21 protein-coding genes are annotated in these 19,585 nt (G+C 34.3%); 8 read left to right on the top strand and 13 right to left on the bottom strand.

Translation table 11 applies throughout. The annotated features are described in order from the left end of the window. The first annotated feature begins 55 nt into the window (after positions 1-55). Positions 56-514, top strand: a complete 459-nt coding sequence (locus SPD48_RS11535) for a DinB family protein (RefSeq protein WP_336258256.1) — start codon at positions 56-58, stop codon at positions 512-514. A gap of 274 nt (positions 515-788) precedes the next feature. Here the strand turns inward: SPD48_RS11535 and SPD48_RS11530 are convergent, their stop codons facing one another. Next, positions 789-2,393 carry a catalase gene (locus SPD48_RS11530; protein ID WP_336258255.1) on the bottom strand — a complete coding sequence of 535 codons (1,605 nt, stop codon included), beginning with the start codon at positions 2,391-2,393 and terminating at the stop codon, positions 789-791. A 149-nt stretch (positions 2,394-2,542) separates the two neighbouring features. Here SPD48_RS11530 and SPD48_RS11525 point away from each other — a divergent pair, with 149 nt between their 5' ends. Continuing rightward, on the top strand, positions 2,543-3,364 hold the full coding sequence (locus SPD48_RS11525) for an aldo/keto reductase (RefSeq protein WP_336258254.1): 822 nt from the start codon (positions 2,543-2,545) through the stop codon (positions 3,362-3,364). 391 nt (positions 3,365-3,755) lie between these two features. Here SPD48_RS11525 and SPD48_RS11520 read toward each other — a convergent pair whose 3' ends face one another. The 3 genes from SPD48_RS11520 to SPD48_RS11510 all read right to left on the bottom strand — a co-directional run bounded on the left by SPD48_RS11520 (position 3,756) and on the right by SPD48_RS11510 (position 6,602). Next, the gene (locus SPD48_RS11520) at positions 3,756-5,084 is read right to left on the bottom strand and encodes an FAD-dependent oxidoreductase (RefSeq protein ID WP_336258253.1); all 1,329 of its coding nucleotides are present in this window, start codon (positions 5,082-5,084) and stop codon (positions 3,756-3,758) included. Positions 5,085-5,170: 86 nt separating this feature from the next. After that, positions 5,171-6,286 carry a serine hydrolase gene (locus SPD48_RS11515; RefSeq protein ID WP_336258252.1) on the bottom strand — a complete coding sequence of 372 codons (1,116 nt, stop codon included), beginning with the start codon at positions 6,284-6,286 and terminating at the stop codon, positions 5,171-5,173. Between the two features lie 130 nt (positions 6,287-6,416). Next, positions 6,417-6,602 carry a hypothetical protein gene (locus tag SPD48_RS11510; protein ID WP_336258251.1) on the bottom strand — a complete coding sequence of 62 codons (186 nt, stop codon included), beginning with the start codon at positions 6,600-6,602 and terminating at the stop codon, positions 6,417-6,419. 310 nt (positions 6,603-6,912) lie between these two features. Between SPD48_RS11510 and SPD48_RS11505 the strand changes: the two genes are divergently transcribed. The 4 genes from SPD48_RS11505 to SPD48_RS11490 all read left to right on the top strand — a co-directional run bounded on the left by SPD48_RS11505 (position 6,913) and on the right by SPD48_RS11490 (position 10,816). Continuing rightward, positions 6,913-7,236 (top strand): PadR family transcriptional regulator, encoded by a 324-nt coding sequence (locus SPD48_RS11505; protein ID WP_336258250.1) that lies wholly within the window; start codon positions 6,913-6,915, stop codon positions 7,234-7,236. Beyond that, complete coding sequence (locus tag SPD48_RS11500; RefSeq protein WP_336258249.1) at positions 7,233-8,120, top strand: permease prefix domain 1-containing protein; 888 nt, start codon at positions 7,233-7,235, stop codon at positions 8,118-8,120. Before SPD48_RS11505 ends, SPD48_RS11500 begins: the two co-directional genes overlap by 4 nt. Next, the gene (locus SPD48_RS11495) at positions 8,117-9,142 is read left to right on the top strand and encodes a hypothetical protein (RefSeq protein WP_336258248.1); all 1,026 of its coding nucleotides are present in this window, start codon (positions 8,117-8,119) and stop codon (positions 9,140-9,142) included. The genes SPD48_RS11500 and SPD48_RS11495 overlap by 4 nt, the downstream gene beginning before the upstream one ends. Positions 9,143-9,226: 84 nt before the next feature. Further along, positions 9,227-10,816: an amidohydrolase gene (locus SPD48_RS11490; RefSeq protein WP_336258247.1), complete on the top strand. Its 1,590-nt coding sequence runs from the start codon at positions 9,227-9,229 to the stop codon at positions 10,814-10,816. Positions 10,817-11,180: 364 nt separating this feature from the next. Here SPD48_RS11490 and SPD48_RS11485 read toward each other — a convergent pair whose 3' ends face one another. The 3 genes from SPD48_RS11485 to SPD48_RS11475 all read right to left on the bottom strand — a co-directional run bounded on the left by SPD48_RS11485 (position 11,181) and on the right by SPD48_RS11475 (position 14,656). Next, complete coding sequence (locus SPD48_RS11485) at positions 11,181-12,875, bottom strand: methyl-accepting chemotaxis protein (protein WP_336258246.1); 1,695 nt, start codon at positions 12,873-12,875, stop codon at positions 11,181-11,183. A gap of 327 nt (positions 12,876-13,202) precedes the next feature. Then, the gene (locus SPD48_RS11480; protein ID WP_336258245.1) at positions 13,203-14,225 is read right to left on the bottom strand and encodes a DUF2332 domain-containing protein; all 1,023 of its coding nucleotides are present in this window, start codon (positions 14,223-14,225) and stop codon (positions 13,203-13,205) included. After that, a complete protein-coding gene (locus SPD48_RS11475; RefSeq protein WP_336258244.1) occupies positions 14,222-14,656 on the bottom strand; it encodes a hypothetical protein in 435 nt (144 codons plus the stop codon). The genes SPD48_RS11480 and SPD48_RS11475 overlap by 4 nt, the downstream gene beginning before the upstream one ends. Before the next feature lie 260 nt (positions 14,657-14,916). Between SPD48_RS11475 and SPD48_RS11470 the strand changes: the two genes are divergently transcribed. Further along, complete coding sequence (locus tag SPD48_RS11470; RefSeq protein ID WP_336258243.1) at positions 14,917-15,123, top strand: hypothetical protein; 207 nt, start codon at positions 14,917-14,919, stop codon at positions 15,121-15,123. Positions 15,124-15,312: 189 nt separating this feature from the next. On the opposite strand, the gene SPD48_RS11465 is transcribed toward SPD48_RS11470, so the two are convergent. The 6 genes from SPD48_RS11465 to SPD48_RS11440 form a co-directional block, all read right to left on the bottom strand. Further along, positions 15,313-15,762: a hypothetical protein gene (locus tag SPD48_RS11465; protein ID WP_336258242.1), complete on the bottom strand. Its 450-nt coding sequence runs from the start codon at positions 15,760-15,762 to the stop codon at positions 15,313-15,315. A gap of 13 nt (positions 15,763-15,775) precedes the next feature. Beyond that, positions 15,776-16,141 carry a DUF4064 domain-containing protein gene (locus tag SPD48_RS11460; RefSeq protein ID WP_336258241.1) on the bottom strand — a complete coding sequence of 122 codons (366 nt, stop codon included), beginning with the start codon at positions 16,139-16,141 and terminating at the stop codon, positions 15,776-15,778. Between the two features lie 86 nt (positions 16,142-16,227). Then, a complete protein-coding gene (locus tag SPD48_RS11455) occupies positions 16,228-16,449 on the bottom strand; it encodes a DUF3923 family protein (RefSeq protein ID WP_336258240.1) in 222 nt (73 codons plus the stop codon). Positions 16,450-16,804: 355 nt separating this feature from the next. Further along, complete coding sequence (locus SPD48_RS11450; protein ID WP_336258239.1) at positions 16,805-17,800, bottom strand: LLM class flavin-dependent oxidoreductase; 996 nt, start codon at positions 17,798-17,800, stop codon at positions 16,805-16,807. Positions 17,801-17,822: 22 nt separating this feature from the next. Next, on the bottom strand, positions 17,823-18,008 hold the full coding sequence (locus SPD48_RS11445; protein ID WP_336258238.1) for a hypothetical protein: 186 nt from the start codon (positions 18,006-18,008) through the stop codon (positions 17,823-17,825). A 293-nt stretch (positions 18,009-18,301) separates the two neighbouring features. Next, positions 18,302-18,511, bottom strand: a complete 210-nt coding sequence (locus SPD48_RS11440) for a hypothetical protein (protein ID WP_336258237.1) — start codon at positions 18,509-18,511, stop codon at positions 18,302-18,304. A gap of 225 nt (positions 18,512-18,736) precedes the next feature. Here SPD48_RS11440 and SPD48_RS11435 point away from each other — a divergent pair, with 225 nt between their 5' ends. Next, positions 18,737-19,492, top strand: coding sequence for an IclR family transcriptional regulator (locus tag SPD48_RS11435; protein ID WP_336258236.1), 756 nt, complete (start codon positions 18,737-18,739; stop codon positions 19,490-19,492). The last annotated feature ends 93 nt before the right edge of the window (positions 19,493-19,585 follow it).

Here is a 19,585-nt window from a genome sequence, read left to right as displayed (position 1 = left end):
CTACTTAACTTTTTTTGTATGATAAATATTAATAAACGTAATGGGAGAGGATAGAATGAAAAAGCGGCATGAAATCTTATTTAATCAGTTGCATACATATCGTAATGAACTATTAAATGAACTTAACGGAATAAATGAAGAAAAGGCAAATATTATTCCAAAAGGCTTTAATAATAATATCCGTTGGAACCTGGGACATGTATATCTCGATCAATTCTTATGGATTCAAGAATTAACAAAAAAAACAATTGATATCCCAAATATTTTTCATACCTCATTCGGTTTCAGAACTTCTCCAAATGACTTTGTGACTGAAACCCCCTCAACTGCAGATTTGAAAGAACGATTAAAAAGCCAGCCAACTTATATACAAAATGAATATGGACATCGATTAGAAGAAGAATTTCCACCAATTGATATGGGGATCAGAACAATAGAACAAGTCCTTATGAGAACGGTTTTCCATGAAGGAATGCATATGCAAGCAATTATTGATATAAAAAAGTTTCTGTAACAGATAAAGTAAATTAATCTTGTTGGACAGAAATGCTTATCACACCGTGGTAATTCATCCCTCAACAGAAAGCAGATCATGATCCAACAAGATTGCACTTTTTAAAAATAAACTCATCTTACAAAAAAACAGCTCTTAAGCAAAAATTTTATATCCTTAATTTAAATAGAATCACTTATCTTTTATCAGATTACTTATTATTCATAGAGTGGATTCTAGGTAAGAAATTATAATCTAACATAACATATAAAATTGTTACTATTTTTTTCTTTACTTAATAAGGTTCTGCATCCTTACCTCTTTCGACAGCTTGTGCTGGTGCTTTTTCAGCATCTTTATACCCTAATGGATTTTTACTGGATCCATCTTTTTTAGCGTTTTGAAGACCTTCACGTAAGCGTCTGCCATACTCTTCATCAGCTTTTTCAGCTAAAGCTATCATTTTATCTTGGATACGAGGATCACATTGAGAGAGGTCCCCAACTAAGTTCGAGATCAATTCATCTCTTTCCCATTTCTCAAATCTTCGATATGTCTCCCCCGCTTGCTTCGTATTATCATTACGATCAATTGACTCTCTTACTAAATTTCCTTCAACATAAGGTGTATGTTCTTTCCCTAGCTGTTCTGCTTCCTTTAAACCACCTAAAACAGAAGGTTCATAATTGATATGTGGATTATTCGTTCCTGCTCTCTCAGGTTCATAGCGCATCATCCCGCCTTCTTGGTTGGTAGCAACCCGCTTTTTAGCGGCATTAATTGGGAGTTGTAAATAATTCGGGCCAACTCGGTAGCGCTGTGTATCTGAATAAGAGAACGTTCGTCCTTGTAACATTTTGTCATCTGAAAAATCTAATCCATCAACCAATACTCCCGTTCCAAAAGCGGATTGTTCTACTTCAGTGAAATAGTTCTCTGGGTTCTTGTTTAACACCATTTTCCCAACTGGTAACCAAGGAAATTGGTCATCTGGCCAGAGTTTCGTATCATCGAGCGGATCGAAATCTAATTCGGGATGAGGGCCTTCTTCCATAATCTGAACAAACAATTCCCATTCAGGAAATTCTCCTCGTTCAATCGCTTCATATAGATCTTGGGTAGCGTGGTTAAAGTTTTTTGCTTGAATCTTTTCTGCGTCTTTTTGCGTTAGATTTTTTATCCCTTGCTTAGGCTCCCAGTGATATTTCACTAATACTGCTTTTCCCTCACTATTAACCCATTTATACGTATTCACTCCCGACCCCTGCATCATTCGATAATTAGCCGGGATTCCCCAAGGAGAATAAATAAACGTGACCATATGAAACGATTCCGGAGAACTGGCACAAAAATCAAAAAATCGTTCGCTATCCTGATAATTTGTTACTGGATCCGGTCTAAATGCATGGATCATATCGGGAAATTTCATTGCATCACGAATAAAAAATATTTTTAAATTATTTCCTACCAAATCCCAGTTTCCATCTTCTGTATAAAACTTAACAGCAAATCCTCTTGGATCGCGGACTGTTTCAGGCGAATGATTTCCATGAACTACAGTAGAAAATCGTACGAAGACTGGTGTTTTCTTCCCTTTCTCCTGAAATACTTTAGCACGAGTATACTTTGAAACCGGCTCATCTCCAACTGTACCGTATGTTTCAAAAAAACCATGTGCACCTGCACCTCTCGCATGAACAATTCGTTCAGGTATTTTCTCACGGTCAAAATGACTGATCTTTTCAATAAAATCATAGTTTTCTAACGTCGCGGGACCCCTGTTACCAATAGTTCGGATATTTTGATTATTTGTAACCGGATGTCCCTGTCTAGTCGTTAACGTATCTTCTTTCTCAATATGTGTCTCATACTCCTTATTTTCTTTTGTCAAGCCTCTCATCCTTCCTTGATAGTATAATTGTCTTTCTTACTTTACCCGAAACCATGGTAAACATGCATTTGATTACCAATATTAGTCCTGAATTATGGTAAAATATGAGTAGAAAAACAGAATATATCCTTACACTTTTAAAGAAAGGATGATATCCAATGAAATATGAAAGGTTAAACAATAATGTTTTGATGCCTCAGCTCGGCTTAGGTGTGTATAAAGTTTTAAATGAAGAAGTTACCGATGTGGTAACTCATGCATTAAATGTAGGATATCGCTCCATTGATACTGCACAATTTTATGAAAATGAGGATGGTGTTGGGGAGGCAATAAGAAATAGTCCTATTCCACGCGAAGATCTTTTCATTACTTCAAAAGTTTGGAACAGTCATCACGGGTATGACAACACACTCCGAGCGTTTGAAGAAAGTATGGAAAAACTGAAGCTCGAATATTTGGACCTGTATTTAATTCATTGGCCTACACCTATGTATGATCAATATATCGAAACATACAAAGCATTAGAAAAACTATATCATGATGGCCGTGTCAAAGCGATCGGAGTCAGTAATTTTAACATCGAGCATTTAGAGCGCGTTCTAAATGAATGTGATGTCACTCCTGTTTTGAATCAAGTAGAATATCATCCTTATTTACAACAAGATGAATTAAAAAAATATTGTAGAGAACACTCCATATTGATTGAGGCATGGAGCCCGCTGGCAAGAGGTAACGTCTTGAATGATCCTGCAATCGTACATCTTGCAAAAAAGCATCAAAAATCGCCAGCCCAAATTGTCCTCCGTTGGCATATTCAACAAGATTCTATCATTATCCCTAAATCAGTAACTCCATCAAGAATTCGAGAAAACTTTCATATCTTTGATTTTGAATTATCTTCTGAGGATATGAAGAAAATAGAAAAACTAAATCGGAATGAACGAACGGGGCGAGATCCAAACGAAATGAATGTAAGATAAAAAAGAGGCTGGGACATAAGCTAGAATGAATTATTGAAACACGAATAATTACGTTAATAATAGTCGCTACAGAAATATACTTCGCTTTCACCATAGGCATAAGCGCGACATCTGTTCAAGCAGCACTTCGCTTGCTTTCACAGTGTCTCCTTTACCGCTGCTCGCTGATAAGCCCCTTGCCCCGGCAAGGGGTATGCAGACGTTGCCCGCAAAGGGCGGTTTTAGTCTGTAATCTTTCGATATTTGTCGCCTTTCAGTGTCTTATCGAGGCTTTTCTTCTGGCAGGAGTCTCCATATATTTCTTTCGCTAACTTGAGATTTTGTTCGTGTTTCATATCTACTATTTTGTTTTGTCCCAACCTCAAAACTTTTTCAAAGAGAAAACGTTTTTCTAATTCATCTCCACATCAAATAAATTATTAAGTGATTCACTCATAACGGGATGTGTAAAAATTTGATCCCGCATATCACTGTATAGCCACTCATGGTCAATGGCAATTTTAACAATATTGATCAATTCTTCTGATCTAGGACCGAACAAGGAAACACCTAGGATTTTTTTACTCTTTTTATCAACAACTGCAGTAAATAATCCTCTTTCTTCTCCCATCATCTTTGCTCGAGGAAGAGCTGAAACCGGTAATTCATTTGTTATCACTTCATATCCCGCTTCCTCGGCGGCTTTTTTCGTATAACCGACTCGTGACAAAGGTGGATCTACAAATACAGTATATTGTACATTGTTCCGTTCTTTAAGTAAATATGATCGATCTCCAAAAATTTGGTTGTTCACAATTCGCCCATCATCATGAGAAATATACGTAAATTGCATTTCGCCTCTAACGTCGCCAACAGCCCATACATTTTTCACATCTGTTTCCATACGGTCATTCACTTTGATGGCACCGTTATCGACTACAATATCTGTATGATCAAGTTGTAAGTTTTTAATATTAGGCTTACGTCCAGTTGCAAGTAAAATTGCTTCGCCAGTTAATTTTTTACCATCAGCTAAATGTACCATTAAATCAGAACCTTTTGCCTCAACTTTTTCAGCTTTTGCACCGAACGTAAACTGTACGCCTTTTTCTTCTAATGCCTCTTGAACATGTTTAGTTACTCGACTCTCTTCTTGTGGCATTAATTCATTTTCTGAATTAACTACTTTTACTTTGGATCCAAAACTAGCATACATTGATGCAAATTCCAGTCCAATATATCCACCACCAATAATAATTAATGTTTCAGGGAGTTCAGTTTCTTCTATTAAGCTCGTACTCGTAAATACATTACCTACCTTATCTAAACCTTTTATGGGCGGATAAATTGGCGTAGATCCTGTGTCGATAACAATATGTTCACCAGCTAGCACTTCATTGTCCTGATCTGAAACTATCTCAATTTCATTATTGGATTTGAATCGGGCCTCCCCTTCAAAAATGGTTACTTTTTCTTTCTTATCAAGTGAATCATACGCATTTTCTTTAAGTTGAGCAGTCAATTTATTTTTACGTTCAATTGCTTCTTCATATGGAATACCTCTTAGACTGAATTCGATTAACGCTTTTGTAGGAATACAAGCGACATTAATACATGCACCACCGAATGCCTCCAAATCCTTTTCCACAATAGCTACAGATTTATGCTGCTTAGCAAACTCACTCGCGATATGTTTACCTGCAGCACCTGAACCAAGGATTATTGCATCATATTTTTTCAATTTTTCTCCCACCCTCTAAAGATTTCTTCTATCGATACGTATACCCGAGTACAGATGGAGAAAAACATATGTAATGCATCTCAATATCATTGTTGATTAGTTAGTTTGTCTTGAAACTGTTCATCCTTCAATAATTTTAATTCAAATTCATTTAAACTTTTCATTAACTTATACGCTTCTAAACCTTTTAGATCATTAAAAAATATAACCGCTTCATAGTAATCTCCTTCTTTATCTTCAGCAAAGATAGCATCAGTTAAAATATACGCTGTTGATCCGCCTTTTTTTCCAGCCCGATTAAGCCACTGCTGATTTGCTTCATTTTCCATTAACGAACCCATAACATATTCCATCTCGAACTGTGCTTCTTCAGGTAACATTTTATGATTAATTTTATGTATTAAATTCGCATATTCAGAGGCAGATGAACGGATAAATTTGTCAGAAAACAGTTGATCAAAATCAGTATTCCACCAGTCTTTTATCTTAGCGTCCGTTTTGTACGTAGGTTCGTTTTTCAATTTCTCGTGAATATCCGTAGATAATTGAATCCATTCTTGCTTATCCATTTCTCGCATAAGGCTAACTATATCATCTTTCACTTCCTTCATTGACTCATTAGGATAATGCTCATTTTTTAGCTCATAAGGAATAAATAAGGAAGCAGTAAAAAAGTACAATGGATCATGCTCGTATATATCTAGCTCCTTCATTCTGTTTTCAATTTGTTCAATCCCAAGTTTGTCCATTAAGTATTCTGTATTTGCATTGGAACTAAACGCCATCATTCCTTTAGCCACTTCCCTTATAGGGACAGCTTCATTTGAAATCATATTATTCTCTTTTATACTATTTATCCACGCTTCATGCGCACCGCCGTCCAAGTTTTCAACGTAGTATGCTTCTAAATCAGATAACTTAACCTGTTCATCAGGCTTTACGTTACCGTTTTCAATTTGAAATGAATATTCCAATGCAACCATAATTTTGACCGTACTTGCTAATGCAAGACGTTCGTCTGGATTAATGGAAATGACGGTGTCACCGTTTTTATTAAAAACAAAAGATGACTTCATCTGTTCATCGTTCAATTTTTTCCAAACATAATCGGGATTTGAGGAATTAAGCCAAACAACAAACCCGATGACTAAGATTATTATTAGAACGATTACAGCTCCAATAACACTTAAATATTTTACCACGGTAAACATCCACCTTTTCTTTCAAACTACCAATCATCATATCACATAATTCATGCATTAAAAAAGTACGTCTTAGAGGAGAATCATCTCTTAAGACATACTTTTTCTTACGTAGAATATTTATGTTTTTTTATAAATGTTTCAGATTGTTTAAATCATTGGTTAAGGTATCATTAAAAACTAATTCGTTTACATCTGGTTGAGAAAAATTAAAGGAATTGCTATGTCCTATCATAATAATCACGACAAATAATAATATGGAAAAGATGACTAATGCCCACATGCCAATTCTTAATAGCTTTGCTCGATCACCCATTAAATCCCACTCCTTAAAGTGTTATTTTTATATATTATGAATATAGCTGCTACATTGGTTGTGACAATCATCTAGATGTTATTTTACTATACGTCTAAATTCAGATTTTAGAACACGAAATGAACAACTATCCTTTCATTCTCATAGATGTAATCTAATTTTCAATTAGGTATTTTCTCTAGTTTGTCCGTTCTTTTTAGTACGTTCCTTGCTTATCCTCATTCCAATTAGAGGATAAAAAATAAATAATACATTGCAATGCGAGGTACATCGTATTATAATGTTACTTACAATTAATGGAGGTGACATGATGGATAAAGAAATGATGAAAGGCAGTATTGATTTATTATTGTTATCACTTATTCACCAACGGGAGCTTTATGGATATGAAATGACGCGAATCATTAAACGTCTAAGCAAAGATACGTATGAAATGAGTGAAGGAACATTATATGCAGCACTAAAACGAATGGAAAGAAAGAACTGGATCGCTTCCTACTGGAAAGATACAGAAAATGGCCGTAGAAAATATTATCAGATGACGAACGAGGGAAAGAAAGAATTAAAACAAAAACAGGAAAATTGGGAATGGATGAATGATTTAATTAAGAAAAGTTCGGAGAGTTTCATATGAAAAAGCCGTTTCACAGTTTTATCACAACAATCCTCAACCAAATCGATGGAACAACGGAAGAAAAAATGGATATTTATGAAGAAATTGAAGTCCATCTTGAACTGAACACAAAACGTTATATGGAAGAAGGTTTCGATCAAAAGAAAGCAGAACAACTTGCTATGACAGACTTTGGAGAATCACACAAAATTGGAAATGACATGCAAGAAGCAATGTATCCAATGCGTAAAAAGTTATTACTATTTTTAGCGATCACATCGATTGCTTTTTCAGTTACCTTATACATAACATATTTAATTGCAGAAAGGGATGCTGAAATTATTTGGTTACTACTTTCCATCGGAACGAGTTCTGGTTTATTGCTTTTTGCGTTACAAGTATTCCCTTCTATCGACCAAAAAAGATGGATCAATAGTGTATTAATTGGACATATTTTCACTTACTTACTTGGTACCTTAATAGCGACCAATATGATTCATATATTTACACCATTTTTAACTATTTACGGTATTACTCTATTACTTGTATCCATTATTCTTATTTATCGGACAACAATTATAGATTTTACTTTTCATTCAACTAAAAATGTAAAGCAAGCAAAACAGCTTCATTTTATTAATATTACTGCTGGGATAATCATTACTGGAGCTACACTGTTTTTTTTATGGGGAATATTAATTTTTTCTGAAACATTCCCACCATTTTTACTAGCTATTTTTATCCCATTCATTATTTGGCTAGTCGCTTATTATATTCAAATGAATTTAGTGTCACATAATAAAAGAAAAATAGCTTACACCATTGCAATGATTCCTTTTGTATTTATTGTCATCATTGTAATCTTTTTGATTTGGAATGCGATACCTAAAGGAGTTTTTGTATGAAAATAAACCGTAACATCCTAATATTTTCAAGCCTTGCATTTTTGACAGGAATATTAGTCCTTGTCGGATTACTTTACAATAAAACAGAGGATGAAAAACAGAATGGTTTGACAGAATTATATGATATCTCCCGAGAAGGCATTATAGCTTATGTTATTAATAAAGATGGAGAACAACAAATAAAATTCAGTAAGGATGGACTCGAACAAGAAGTAGTTTCAATTAATAAAGAAAAAGTTATTCTAGATATTGCTTTTTCTCCCGACGGTTCCTCGCTTGCATATAGTGTTATTAATCGGGATGTAGAGTCAGATTTAGTCACAACTATAAATATAATTGATGTAGATAAATTAGAAGAAGATAATCTCTTTCAAAAATCTGGAATGATTACAGAAATTGCTTTTGATCCTAAGGACGAGACGAATTTATTTTATCTAAAAGCAGATACTTTCGAAAATTATTCGCCGATTGCTCGTGCAAACCCACATAATTTTGATATTTACAAGTATGATATGACAGGAATTACCCATGATCAATTAACAGATTGGAAAAAATATTCTATAGATTCATTACAAGTTTCTGCATCAGACGAATCCGTGTATATTCAAATGTTTAATGATGAAACTGCACAGACTGCAGAGGAAATTTTTGATGCAAATCTACGGATTTTTAACGTGCCTTTAAAAGAACCTGACAAATTATCTATCGTAAGTGACCCAAAAAAAGAAATCGACATTTATGACTTCACTGTTCTGTCAGGTGAAGAAAAAATAATCTACCAGTCCGTTAGTAATCCTCATTCAGGAGGAACGTTCCAATATGAACTTTTTGAATATGACTCGACAACAAATAAAGAAGTCCAGCTTACCAATCTAAAAGAATATACTTCTCGCCCCATTGTCCATGAAGAGCATATCTACTTTATTGTAGATAAACAATTTGCCCAAAAATATTCGGATTATTACTTATATAAAATGGATTTGGATGGTGAAAATATTAGAAAAGTTGAACTAAACGATTAAAGGCTATCTTGCAGTATCTCTCATAAACTAGCATAATGAAGGTAATAGTTTCTATGTAAAAATCTAGTGAGAGAGGGTTTTATGATGAAACAACTTTGGTACGGTGGCAACATTTATACAATGGAAAAAGAATCGGAAACAGTTGAAGCAATACTAGTACATGAGGGAAGCATCCTGGCTACAGGGGATTTTAATACATTAAAAAAACAAGCTGATGAACTTTATGATTTGCAAGGAGCAGCTATGTATCCCGGTTTTGTTGATAGTCATTTACATATGATTCATCAAGGAGAAAAACTTATTCGTTTAGACTTATCCAAAGCAAGTTCTATGGATGAAATGTTAGCTATGATAGAAAAAGCAGCTCAAGAAATCCCTGAATATCAATGGTTATTTGGCGAAGGATGGAATGAAAATAATTTCCATGATATACGAATCCCTACGATGGAGGACCTTGATGCGATTCGAAAAGGACCAATCTTACTTACTAGAGTATGTCGACATGTGATACTTGGTAATTCAGAAGCTTTTAGAATAGCTGGAATTACGGAGAACAGTACAACACCAGCAGGCGGACAGATTGGCAGAAATGCGGAGGGTAAATTAAATGGATTGTTGTATGAAGAAGCACGAACACTGCTTACAAAAGCCCTTACCCAAGAAGGTGAAACATATGTACAGTCATTAACCGAAGCTCTTCGAGTTTCTATAAAAGATATGATTTCTTACGGATTAACTGGTGGTCATACAGAAGACATGGGATATTTCGGAAGCTACACTAACCCCCTCCACGCTTTTAAACAAATAGTTAGCGAGAAATTTCCTTTTCGTGTTCATTTATTACGTCATCATACAGTCTTTGAAGAGATGACAAAAAATAGTATCGATGTCGATGAACGTTTTATCGAACTAGGCGCAATGAAGATCTTTTTAGACGGAGCATTAGGAGGTGCTACAGCTGCTCTCTCTGCACCTTATGTAGATCAACCAAGTAATCAGGGATTATTTATTCATACAGATGAAGAACTCGAAACCTTAGTTAAATTAGCTCGAGACAAAAACGAAGCTGTGGCCATGCATATGATTGGCGATGCAGCGGCTGAACAAGCAATAAAAACAATTGAAAAGTATCCAGCTCCTTCTGGTAAACGTGATCGATTTATACACTGTAGTGTGCTTCGCGAAGATTTAATAAAGAAAATGAAACGATTACCTATTATTGTGGATGCGCAACCAGCATTTGTGCCATCTGATTTCCCGTGGATTAAAGATCGACTTGGTGAGGAACGTTTGCAGTACGTGTATCCTTGGCGTACACTTCGTGATCATGGTATTCAATGTGCAGCAGGAACAGATGCGCCTGTTGAAAATATTGATCCCCTTTTATCAATTTATGCTGCTGTAGAACGAAAAGCTCCATCCGAAAGACATAATGGCTATGTTCCACAGCAAAAAGTTTCTCGTTTCGAAGCAATTCAAATGTACACACTTGGGAGCGCACAAGCAATTGGGAAGGAACATATTCGAGGGCTAATTAAACAAGGATATGATGCAGACTTCTCCATTTTTGATCGTGATTTATTTGCTGGTTCTACAGAAGATATGTTACAAGCACAAGCAGTAAAAACAGTGGTTGCGGGACAGATTGTCTTTGATAGGACAAAGACATATTAATGGAGTAAATAATAAAAGTAGAGTTTAAAATAGAGTAGCCTATAACTTCCGTAATTTCACGTTAACACTTGGCAATTTAAAATGAAACTGATGGAAAAATAAACACATTCCAACGTCTAAAAACACGATGGAATGTAAAGTGAATTTTATAAGATATAACGAATATCATAGATTAGCGCTAACTTCTTTAAACACTAATGGAGTTGATCGAAACCAAAGACGATTGCAAGTAAAGGACAAGTTGAAGAATCCCTTAAAGGCTTTACCTGTCCAATGCAATCGTCTGAAGTGTGAGTCAACGTGTTTAAAACTCTTATTTTATGTTGTGAAACTCTCTATGAAAACTGGTGGCTAACTTACAAATTTATGATAATTTAAATTGATGAACTAGAGAATTTAATTCTTCTGCTAACTCCGCCAGCTGACCTGCACTTCCGGACACTTCTTCCATAGAACCACTCGCTTGCTGCGTTGACGCTGCAGTTTGCTCTATTCCCGCAGCAGCTTCTTCAGAAACAGAGGCAATCTCTTCAATCGATTCACTCATTTCCTGATTATTCATCGCTATCTCCTTTAAATTTTGAGATACGCGTTTAATATTTATACTCATTTCATTTACTTTCTCATTAATTTCATTAAATGTGTTTTCTGTTGTTTCGATTTGTATAGTTCCTTGTTCCACTTCCGTAAATCCTGTTTTTAATGCCTCAGAAACATTTGCAGAACCAGTTTGGATACTTAATACTATCTCTGTAATATCTTTGATCGAATGACCGACTTGTTCGGCTAGCTTTCTAACTTCATCGGCAACTACAGCAAACCCTTTACCATTTTCTCCGGCTCTTGCAGCTTCAATAGCCGCGTTTAACGCTAATAAGTTTGTCTGGTCAGCGATATCGTTAATGACTGCGACCAATTTTGAAATTTCTTGTGACTGTTGATCTAATTTCTGCATTTGAGTAATGGAACCTTTTAAGCTATTATTGATTTTTTCCATTTGAAGTGTTGATTGATGCATAAGTTTGCTTCCTTCAACAGTCAATTCCAATACTTTACCTGAATTTTCATTGATCGTTTCTCCATTTTCATTAGCAACAATTACCTTATTTGAAAATTCACCCATCATATTTGTCAAATCACTTGCACTGTTTGCTTGAACCTCAGCACCAGAAGCTAATTCATCCATTGTAAGGGCTACTTGATCGCTACCAGCTTTCACTTCATTTGCTGATTGTGTTAACTCTTCACTTTGACTAGATACCGTTTCAGAAACCTTTCTGATGCGGTTTAATAGCTCTCTTGTATTTTGGCTCATTGTGTTTGTTGCTGTTACCAGTTTTGCTGTTTCATCCTTAGCATTAGTCTTTAATGGTTCGCGACTTAAATCTCCCTCAGCAATCTCATTCATTCGATGCATCACTGCAGTAATTGGTCTTGTGATAGATCTAGAAGTAATGTATGCAGTAATCATTCCGAATACGATTACTGCCGATGATATAATTGCCATAAATATGTTCGTCGATTTAGCGACATCAATCATATTTTTCCCATGTAATATAATGTCTTCTTCACTTGATTCCGCCCATTCTTTTATTTCTTTTGAAATTTCAGAAGATAGCGACGCTGAATCATGCATGATTTCTAATGCTTTTTCAGAGTTACCATTTTCATATTCACTAATTGAATCATGTAACGTTTTTTCCCACTCTTCCCTTTTATCCAGATACTCTTTCAGTTCTTCTTCTGAAAAATACTTCAATTGCTCTTGATCTAATTTTTTTCCTTCTTCTATCTTTGCATATAATTCGTCTTTCATCTTAATATCCTTGTATAAGATATAACCTCTGATCAAGGATCTTGTTTCTTCTATATTAATCCGTATCCGTTCCTCGATAATTAAAATAGGTAATTGTTCATCAATAATATCCTCACTTTGTTTCGTAATTGTTTTAAAACCTAAGTAGTTTAAAACATTCATAATGAGTACTAAAGTAATTATTAACCCAAAACCAAATAGAATCTTTGACCGAATACTCTTAAATTTCAAATTATTTTTCATCATGCTGTCTCCCAACTGTTATAAGTTAATCTATTTCTTAATATATCGACAGCAGGGAGAGATTTTGTATAAAGAAACGTAAATTAATAGTACAATTTATATTCCTTTTATTGGAAACCATAATTTATTAGTAAGTAGATCATTTTCTTTTGAAAATATAAAAATCCTCCGATAAAAAATAAAATGAAACTTCCACTTACGCGACCGCAATTTAATCCCACGGAACAAAAGGCTGGACCCTTTTGATCATCAAATGAATACTAAATTTTATAAGAGTTGTAATCATAGTACAAGGTTTATTTACGAGCAACGGTAACTAGTTAACTTTCATTCATTTAATTTCCATTCAAACCATTTTCCATGTCCATCTGTTTTACCAATTAATTTGTTATATTCTTTTCCTCCTAAAAAATAATCCAAATGAAGTTCTGCATCAAACATATTATTATAAAGGTGAACGACATTTCTTGTTAATCCAATCTGTCTGATGTAGTTGAGTAAATCATGTTTTTTCTTTGTTGGAATTTGATTAGCGACATGAGTATGGAATATGCAAATAACCGATTCGGTTGATATACTTTTTAGGATATTAGGAAGTAACTCAATTCCATCGCCTTCTATTAATCTAGGGGAGTTTTCTTTCACAAAGTTAGCCGCACGACGAAATAGGTCTCTTCGTTCATGATGTTCAGGCCAAATAAGTGCCTGTAACCATAGATAATCTTCACTATCATTTAGATTACTAATATGTAAATCCAGACCAATTCTGGACTTTACTATCGGAATATTCTCTTGGAAAATAGGATTACCCTTACTTTTAGATGTTATATGAACCGTCGACTGAAGATTTCCATACTTTTTTCCATTACCATATGAATAGCAATAGCGATCCCAAAATAATTGTAGCCCTGCACTTGTACCAATTTCAATTAAAGCTAAAGGTTGATTAATCTTTTCATAAATATAACAAAATGCAGGGTATAAATACGCACAACGTCTCACTTCATTTGTCTGCACAAGTTTTGTTTGGAGTATTTCTTTTATACATTCATCGTTCGTTAAGCAAAGTTCCCTAAATGCTCGAAAAGCCCCCGGCATATCTTTTTTCGGATTATCTGTAATACTCGGATAATAATCCCCTAGTCGCTTTCCTTTTCCTTTAAACAATAAATAGTGAACGGCCCCAAATAATAAGTTTGGAATAGGTTGTCCTTCTTGAGCATGAGAACTTAAGGAAAGCAGTGAATCATCTTCAGCAATTTGCAAAGATAAGTATTCATATAATGGGCTTGATCCCTTACATTCCTCTTTGGCAAAACGAATAAATCGATCAGATAGTATCTTATTCATAACTCCTCCATTTTTATCCATTTATTAATCATTATAGCAACAATTACACTATAAATCATGTGACCTATTATCCAATAGATCCACGCTGAATAATCGGATAAATCAGGAGTTCTTTCGGATAATGCCGTTAACGGAAATAAAATGCTGCTCCCCGCAGTATAGATAAGGACATAAGGCATCAATTTAAATTGAAGGTTAAACAACTTGAGTAAATAAAATAAAACGATAACACTCATTATACAAGTAATAAAGTGAAAGAGAACCTCGACTAAATACTTAGGATATAACTCATTTAAAAATGGAATATAATCTGTATTGAACAATAAATTATAAGCCTGATTATTTGTTAACGATTGTATAATTTTTAAAAATAACGCTAAAATGATTCCAGCAATTATTCCAATGACAGCCAGTTTCACTATGTTCTTCATCTTTCATCCCCACTCTTCTTCATTTTTTCCAATATACCCTTGCACTCACATTGCAAAACAGTTTGCACTGATATATTTTCCCCTTTCAAAAAGAAGAAAAAATTTGCTAGTTAAAAATTTGTATTAATAGTAATTGTTACAAAACTAAAAACTGTAAATATGACATATATGTGAAAGTCTTCACATATATGTTTGTATAGAGCTACATTGGTATATACTGAAGATGAGTTAAAATAATTCTTCTGAGGAAGGTGTCTTAATTGAAGGGAACAGCATTATTAATTAATAAAGATCATTCTGTTACTGTATTGGAAAATGTAGATCACGACTTATATGAAGAATTGACAAATCAAGATGAATCGGCAGATCAGATTCATTGTACTGTCGATGAAAAAGAAATAACTTTTGATTCAATCAGTACGGTCGTTTGGTATGAAGACTCAATCGACTGGGCGTATGGATATTAAAAATTAATTCATCTAAAAAATAATTCCGTCTGAATTCCATAGCATTTGAATTCAGACGGATTTTTCTTGTATAAAGATTTAATGGTACTTCGCTGGAAACGTGAGATGTTGCCCTACTGAAAATTAGCTTTTCTTATAGTCACTGATTTTCTTTAGTTTTATGACTTTCAAAAGCTCATCTCTGTCAATCTAAGGAACAAATTCAATTTTTAAACCTTCTATTTTTTCCATTATTTTTTTATAGTATGGCGTTCGAATCGAAAATCCTGCAAATTCCTCATGCGTAGTGGAAGTAAACCAAGCAAAATCATTTTTTAAAAACGTCAAATCTTCCGGTAATTGAGGTGCAACCCAATCATATAAACTGTTTGCTGATGTTTGAAGAAGCTTGCATGTATTGTCATTTACCTCAATGACATATACGGTTGCTACCGGTCCTTTTGTTCGTGTGTTTGCCCATTGCTTTGTTTTATATTTTTCCAAGATATAAGGCTCGAAATTTCTTAAAACATCTACATCATATGTTAATTCTTTTCGAGTAATAAAATAAAAATAGTCCGAGTAGTCACATAATACCTTGATCAATTGTTCATACGTTTTTCCTTGAGGACTTTCAATGATTTCCCAATATTCTTCCATAAATTCACCTTTTCTATTGCACAACTGCCTCTTGTTTTGACTGTCTAATTAAACACATACTACCTGCAATAACGAATAAAACCGTCTGAATAAGCGTTGCTCCTAGTGTGAGAAAAAACATCAAAATACCGGTTATTAGTAAAATAATTCCTGCTTTTTTTGCGTTTGTTTTTAAACTAATTAATGCAACTAACCCTGAAAAGAATCCGGCTATATGAACTGCTACAGAAAACCATGCATACCATGCTTCAAACTTCGGTGAAGTTAATTCAGGGAATTGAAAACTAAAAAAAGCTAGTAACGGGACAACAAGCAAAATCACCAAAAGCTGCAGTCCCAAAGCAATACTTCCTAAAACTAGTTCAGGTGTTCGTTTCATTGCTTTCCCCTCCTTTGAATTTTTGAATGTGTAAAATTATCTATGTGATTGGAATTTTTCAATTTCTCCACAAACTAAATTTTTTCTTACTGTCTAACTACTGCATTAACAATTGCCCAAATAACTTGAATGATTAATGGGAAAATAAATGCAATAAGTAAAACTACGAATGCTATCAATCTAAGCTCTGGTGTTTGCGTAACACCAGCACCATCTACTTCTCTTAGCCAAATAACGGCTGAGCCTATTGCAAAGATAATAAACCAAAATATGTTAGCAATCCACCAAGGAATCCATCTCTTTTTCATATTTTTCTTTGTTTAACCTCCTATCAACAATTGAAGTAAACTATCCGTTGAAAAAATATGTGGTTACACTTACAGAACACATTATAATTTTTCAATATCTATGAACCTTTTTACACCATAATCCGAACATACTCTACTTCTTCATTTTAAAACAGTTACTCTGTTATTATGAAGAGTTTATTATTTTTTTACTTTTATATGTCCGTTAATCAGCAGAGTTAAATGTTTTTGTTTCATTTTTATAATACCCAAATTGGAGAATTAAATATAAGCAGATAACTACAGAAATAAATTCTAAAATTAATCTAACCATATTTCCTCGCTTCCTACAGCGAAAATAGTCTATATTTTTTAGCTATTCGAGTAACTCACGCGCGAGCAGGCGGTATACATCTAACCGTTTTTCTTGAGAATGCGGGATACTGCAGATCATCGCTTCATCAAATCCATACTGTTCCTGTTCTTGTAGTAATCGATCTGCGATTTCTTTCGCAGATCCAACTAGATGAAGCCGTCTATTTTCTTTAATTTCCATTTTATCCAATTCTGTAAGTGGATAGTTTTGTGCTTCTTCCGGCGTCAATGCTTGAAGCATTCTTCCTCTCCTTAACATTAAGCGGGAAATATCTTGCGGACCTGCTTCAAATTCTGCCTCTTCTTTCGTCTCTGCAGTCGTTACCATATACGTGACAATTGTTTCAGGTTTTTCCATAAATGGAGAAGGTTTAAAACGCTCTTTATACGCATCAATGATTTCTTTAGTCAATTCTCCATTAAAAAACTGAGCAAAAGAATAACCTACACCCATTTCTCCCGATTTTATCGCACTACTTCCGCTAGATCCTAACATCCACGCCTCTGGCAGCTGAACCTTTTGCGGGGAAGCAATCGTTTTATCATATAATGAATTTTCCGGCACCTCATCATTTAGTAAAACAAGCGCGGTATCAAACTTCTCATACATATTGTATACCATTGGTTGCCGCCCTTCTGATAAAGCGTAGATAGAATAATTATCTCCTCCTGGCGCACGACCGACACCAAAATCAATCCGACCAGGTGATAGAGCGCTCAATGTTTTAAAAATTTCTGCAAGTTTTAGCGGCGAATAATGCATCATCATTACTCCACCTGTTCCGATCCGAATGGATTTCGTTTTTGCAGCTAAATGAGCTGCCGTTATTTCTGGAGCTGAACTTGAAAATGCTTTAGTTCCATGATGTTCAGCCATCCACATCCGCTTATATCCTAATTCATCGGCCAATATAGCCAATTCTTCCGCTTTGATCAACGCTCCGGCTGCACTATTTCCTTTTGTTATCGGTGCTTGATCTAATACGCTTAATTGCAATGTTCTTCTTCCTTTCTTGTAGCTATTCATCTGACTCAATGGAATACTTCTCTTCTTTTTTTAATTCTAACATGCTTCTTAATGTTTTATGGATATTTTGCAGACTCATTAAAATGAAACCAAGCATAATAAATGTTACAATCTCGCCAGTTACAATTGAAATAAGTGCTAACACAACTACATATAAAACAGACTGCCAATTTTTCAATTTTTAACCTCTTTTCAATTCTTTTTTATGAGTATCTTTTAAAGTATAGAGTTAGATATTCATTTTTTCCAAAAACGATTTACTTGTTCATCAATGTAACATAACTTTCCATTTTTTAGTATACTTTGGTTTTCGTTTTAACTGATCAAACATTTGGGTGTACCATTTCAGCTCAATTCAAAAAAAAATTCCTTCATAATAATGTTAGTCTTCGTAAATAACAAAAAGAATCACCATTAATTCTATCTGGTGATTCCACAAATCTTCTTACATTTTCAACAATAGTACAAATATTAATGGCGTTTTGCTTGTTCAGACTGTTCAATCTGTTTCTTAACAGCCTCTACATTTGTATCACTATATACATTTGTACCACGTCCGCCAGTAGTTTTTGCAATCCATTCGATTGCCTCATTATAGGATAAGCCTGATCTTCTTGCTTGTTCTCTAATTGCTTCGATATCTGTTCCAACCTCTGTAAATTTTGGTTCATCTTTTCCCATGTGAGAGCCTCCTTTACTCATTTCTATGTATAGTTTATACGTACCGTCTGTAAACATGTAAAATTTATCACAGAGTAAATTTTAAAAATTATATTGAATAGTTCCATACCCCTCATTACAGCTTTTACTCTAATTAACTAGCATATCCAATAAAATATGTTACGATTAAATAGTACAATATGATGTTAAAAGCACGTTAAATTATTTAAGGAGAATTTATAACGAATGAATCATAAAAATAAAACCGTTGTCCGTTCAATGGACATTTTAAATTTATTTATTGACCATACAGAGCTTTCATTTCAAGAAATTATTGATTTATCCGGAATTCCTAAAACATCCGTTTACCGAATGCTTACCTCACTTGAAGAAATGCAATTCATAGAAAAAGGTACTGATCTAAAATATCGACTTGGATTAATTTTTCTTAAATTCGGTTCACTTGTCTCTTCCCGACTTGATATTAGACAAATTGCCTACCCAGTGATGAAAGAATTACATGAGGATGTAGAAGAAGCGGTTAATTTAATTGTCCAACAAGGGGATGAAGCCGTATATATAGAGAAAATAGATTTAAAACAAAAAGTTCGTCTATTTACGGCAGTTGGCAGAACGAGTCCACTTTATGCAGGTGCCTGTTCCAGAATTATTTTATCCTTTTTACCAGATGATAAAGTAAGGCAATACATAGAAAATACGAAACTAAAACAATTTAGTAAAGGTACAATTACAGATAAAGATAAGCTTTATGAATTAATCAAACAGGCTAGAAAAGACGGATATACTGTAAGCAGTTCGGAATTGGAGGATCACACTTGCTCCGTTGCCGCTCCAATCTTCGATCATAATGGTGACGTAGTTGCCGGCTTAAGTATTGCGGGGATTGAAGCAAATTATCAAGAAAAGGATATTAAAGTTTATTCTCAAAAGGTTATTGAAGCTGCGAATGAAATTTCGACAAAATTAGGCTATATAAAATGACAAAACTAGGCTGCAGATAATAAAAATAGTAGTTAAGGTCATCAACGGATGACTTTAACCACTATTTTTTTAAGCTATAGGACTTTTCCAATG

The organism is Pseudogracilibacillus sp. SE30717A (assembly GCF_037071985.1).
Classification (GTDB): Bacteria; Bacillota; Bacilli; order Bacillales; family Amphibacillaceae; genus Pseudogracilibacillus.
The sequence above is the reverse complement of the archived record's forward strand: the minus strand, read 5'-3'. Positions and strand labels throughout refer to the sequence as shown.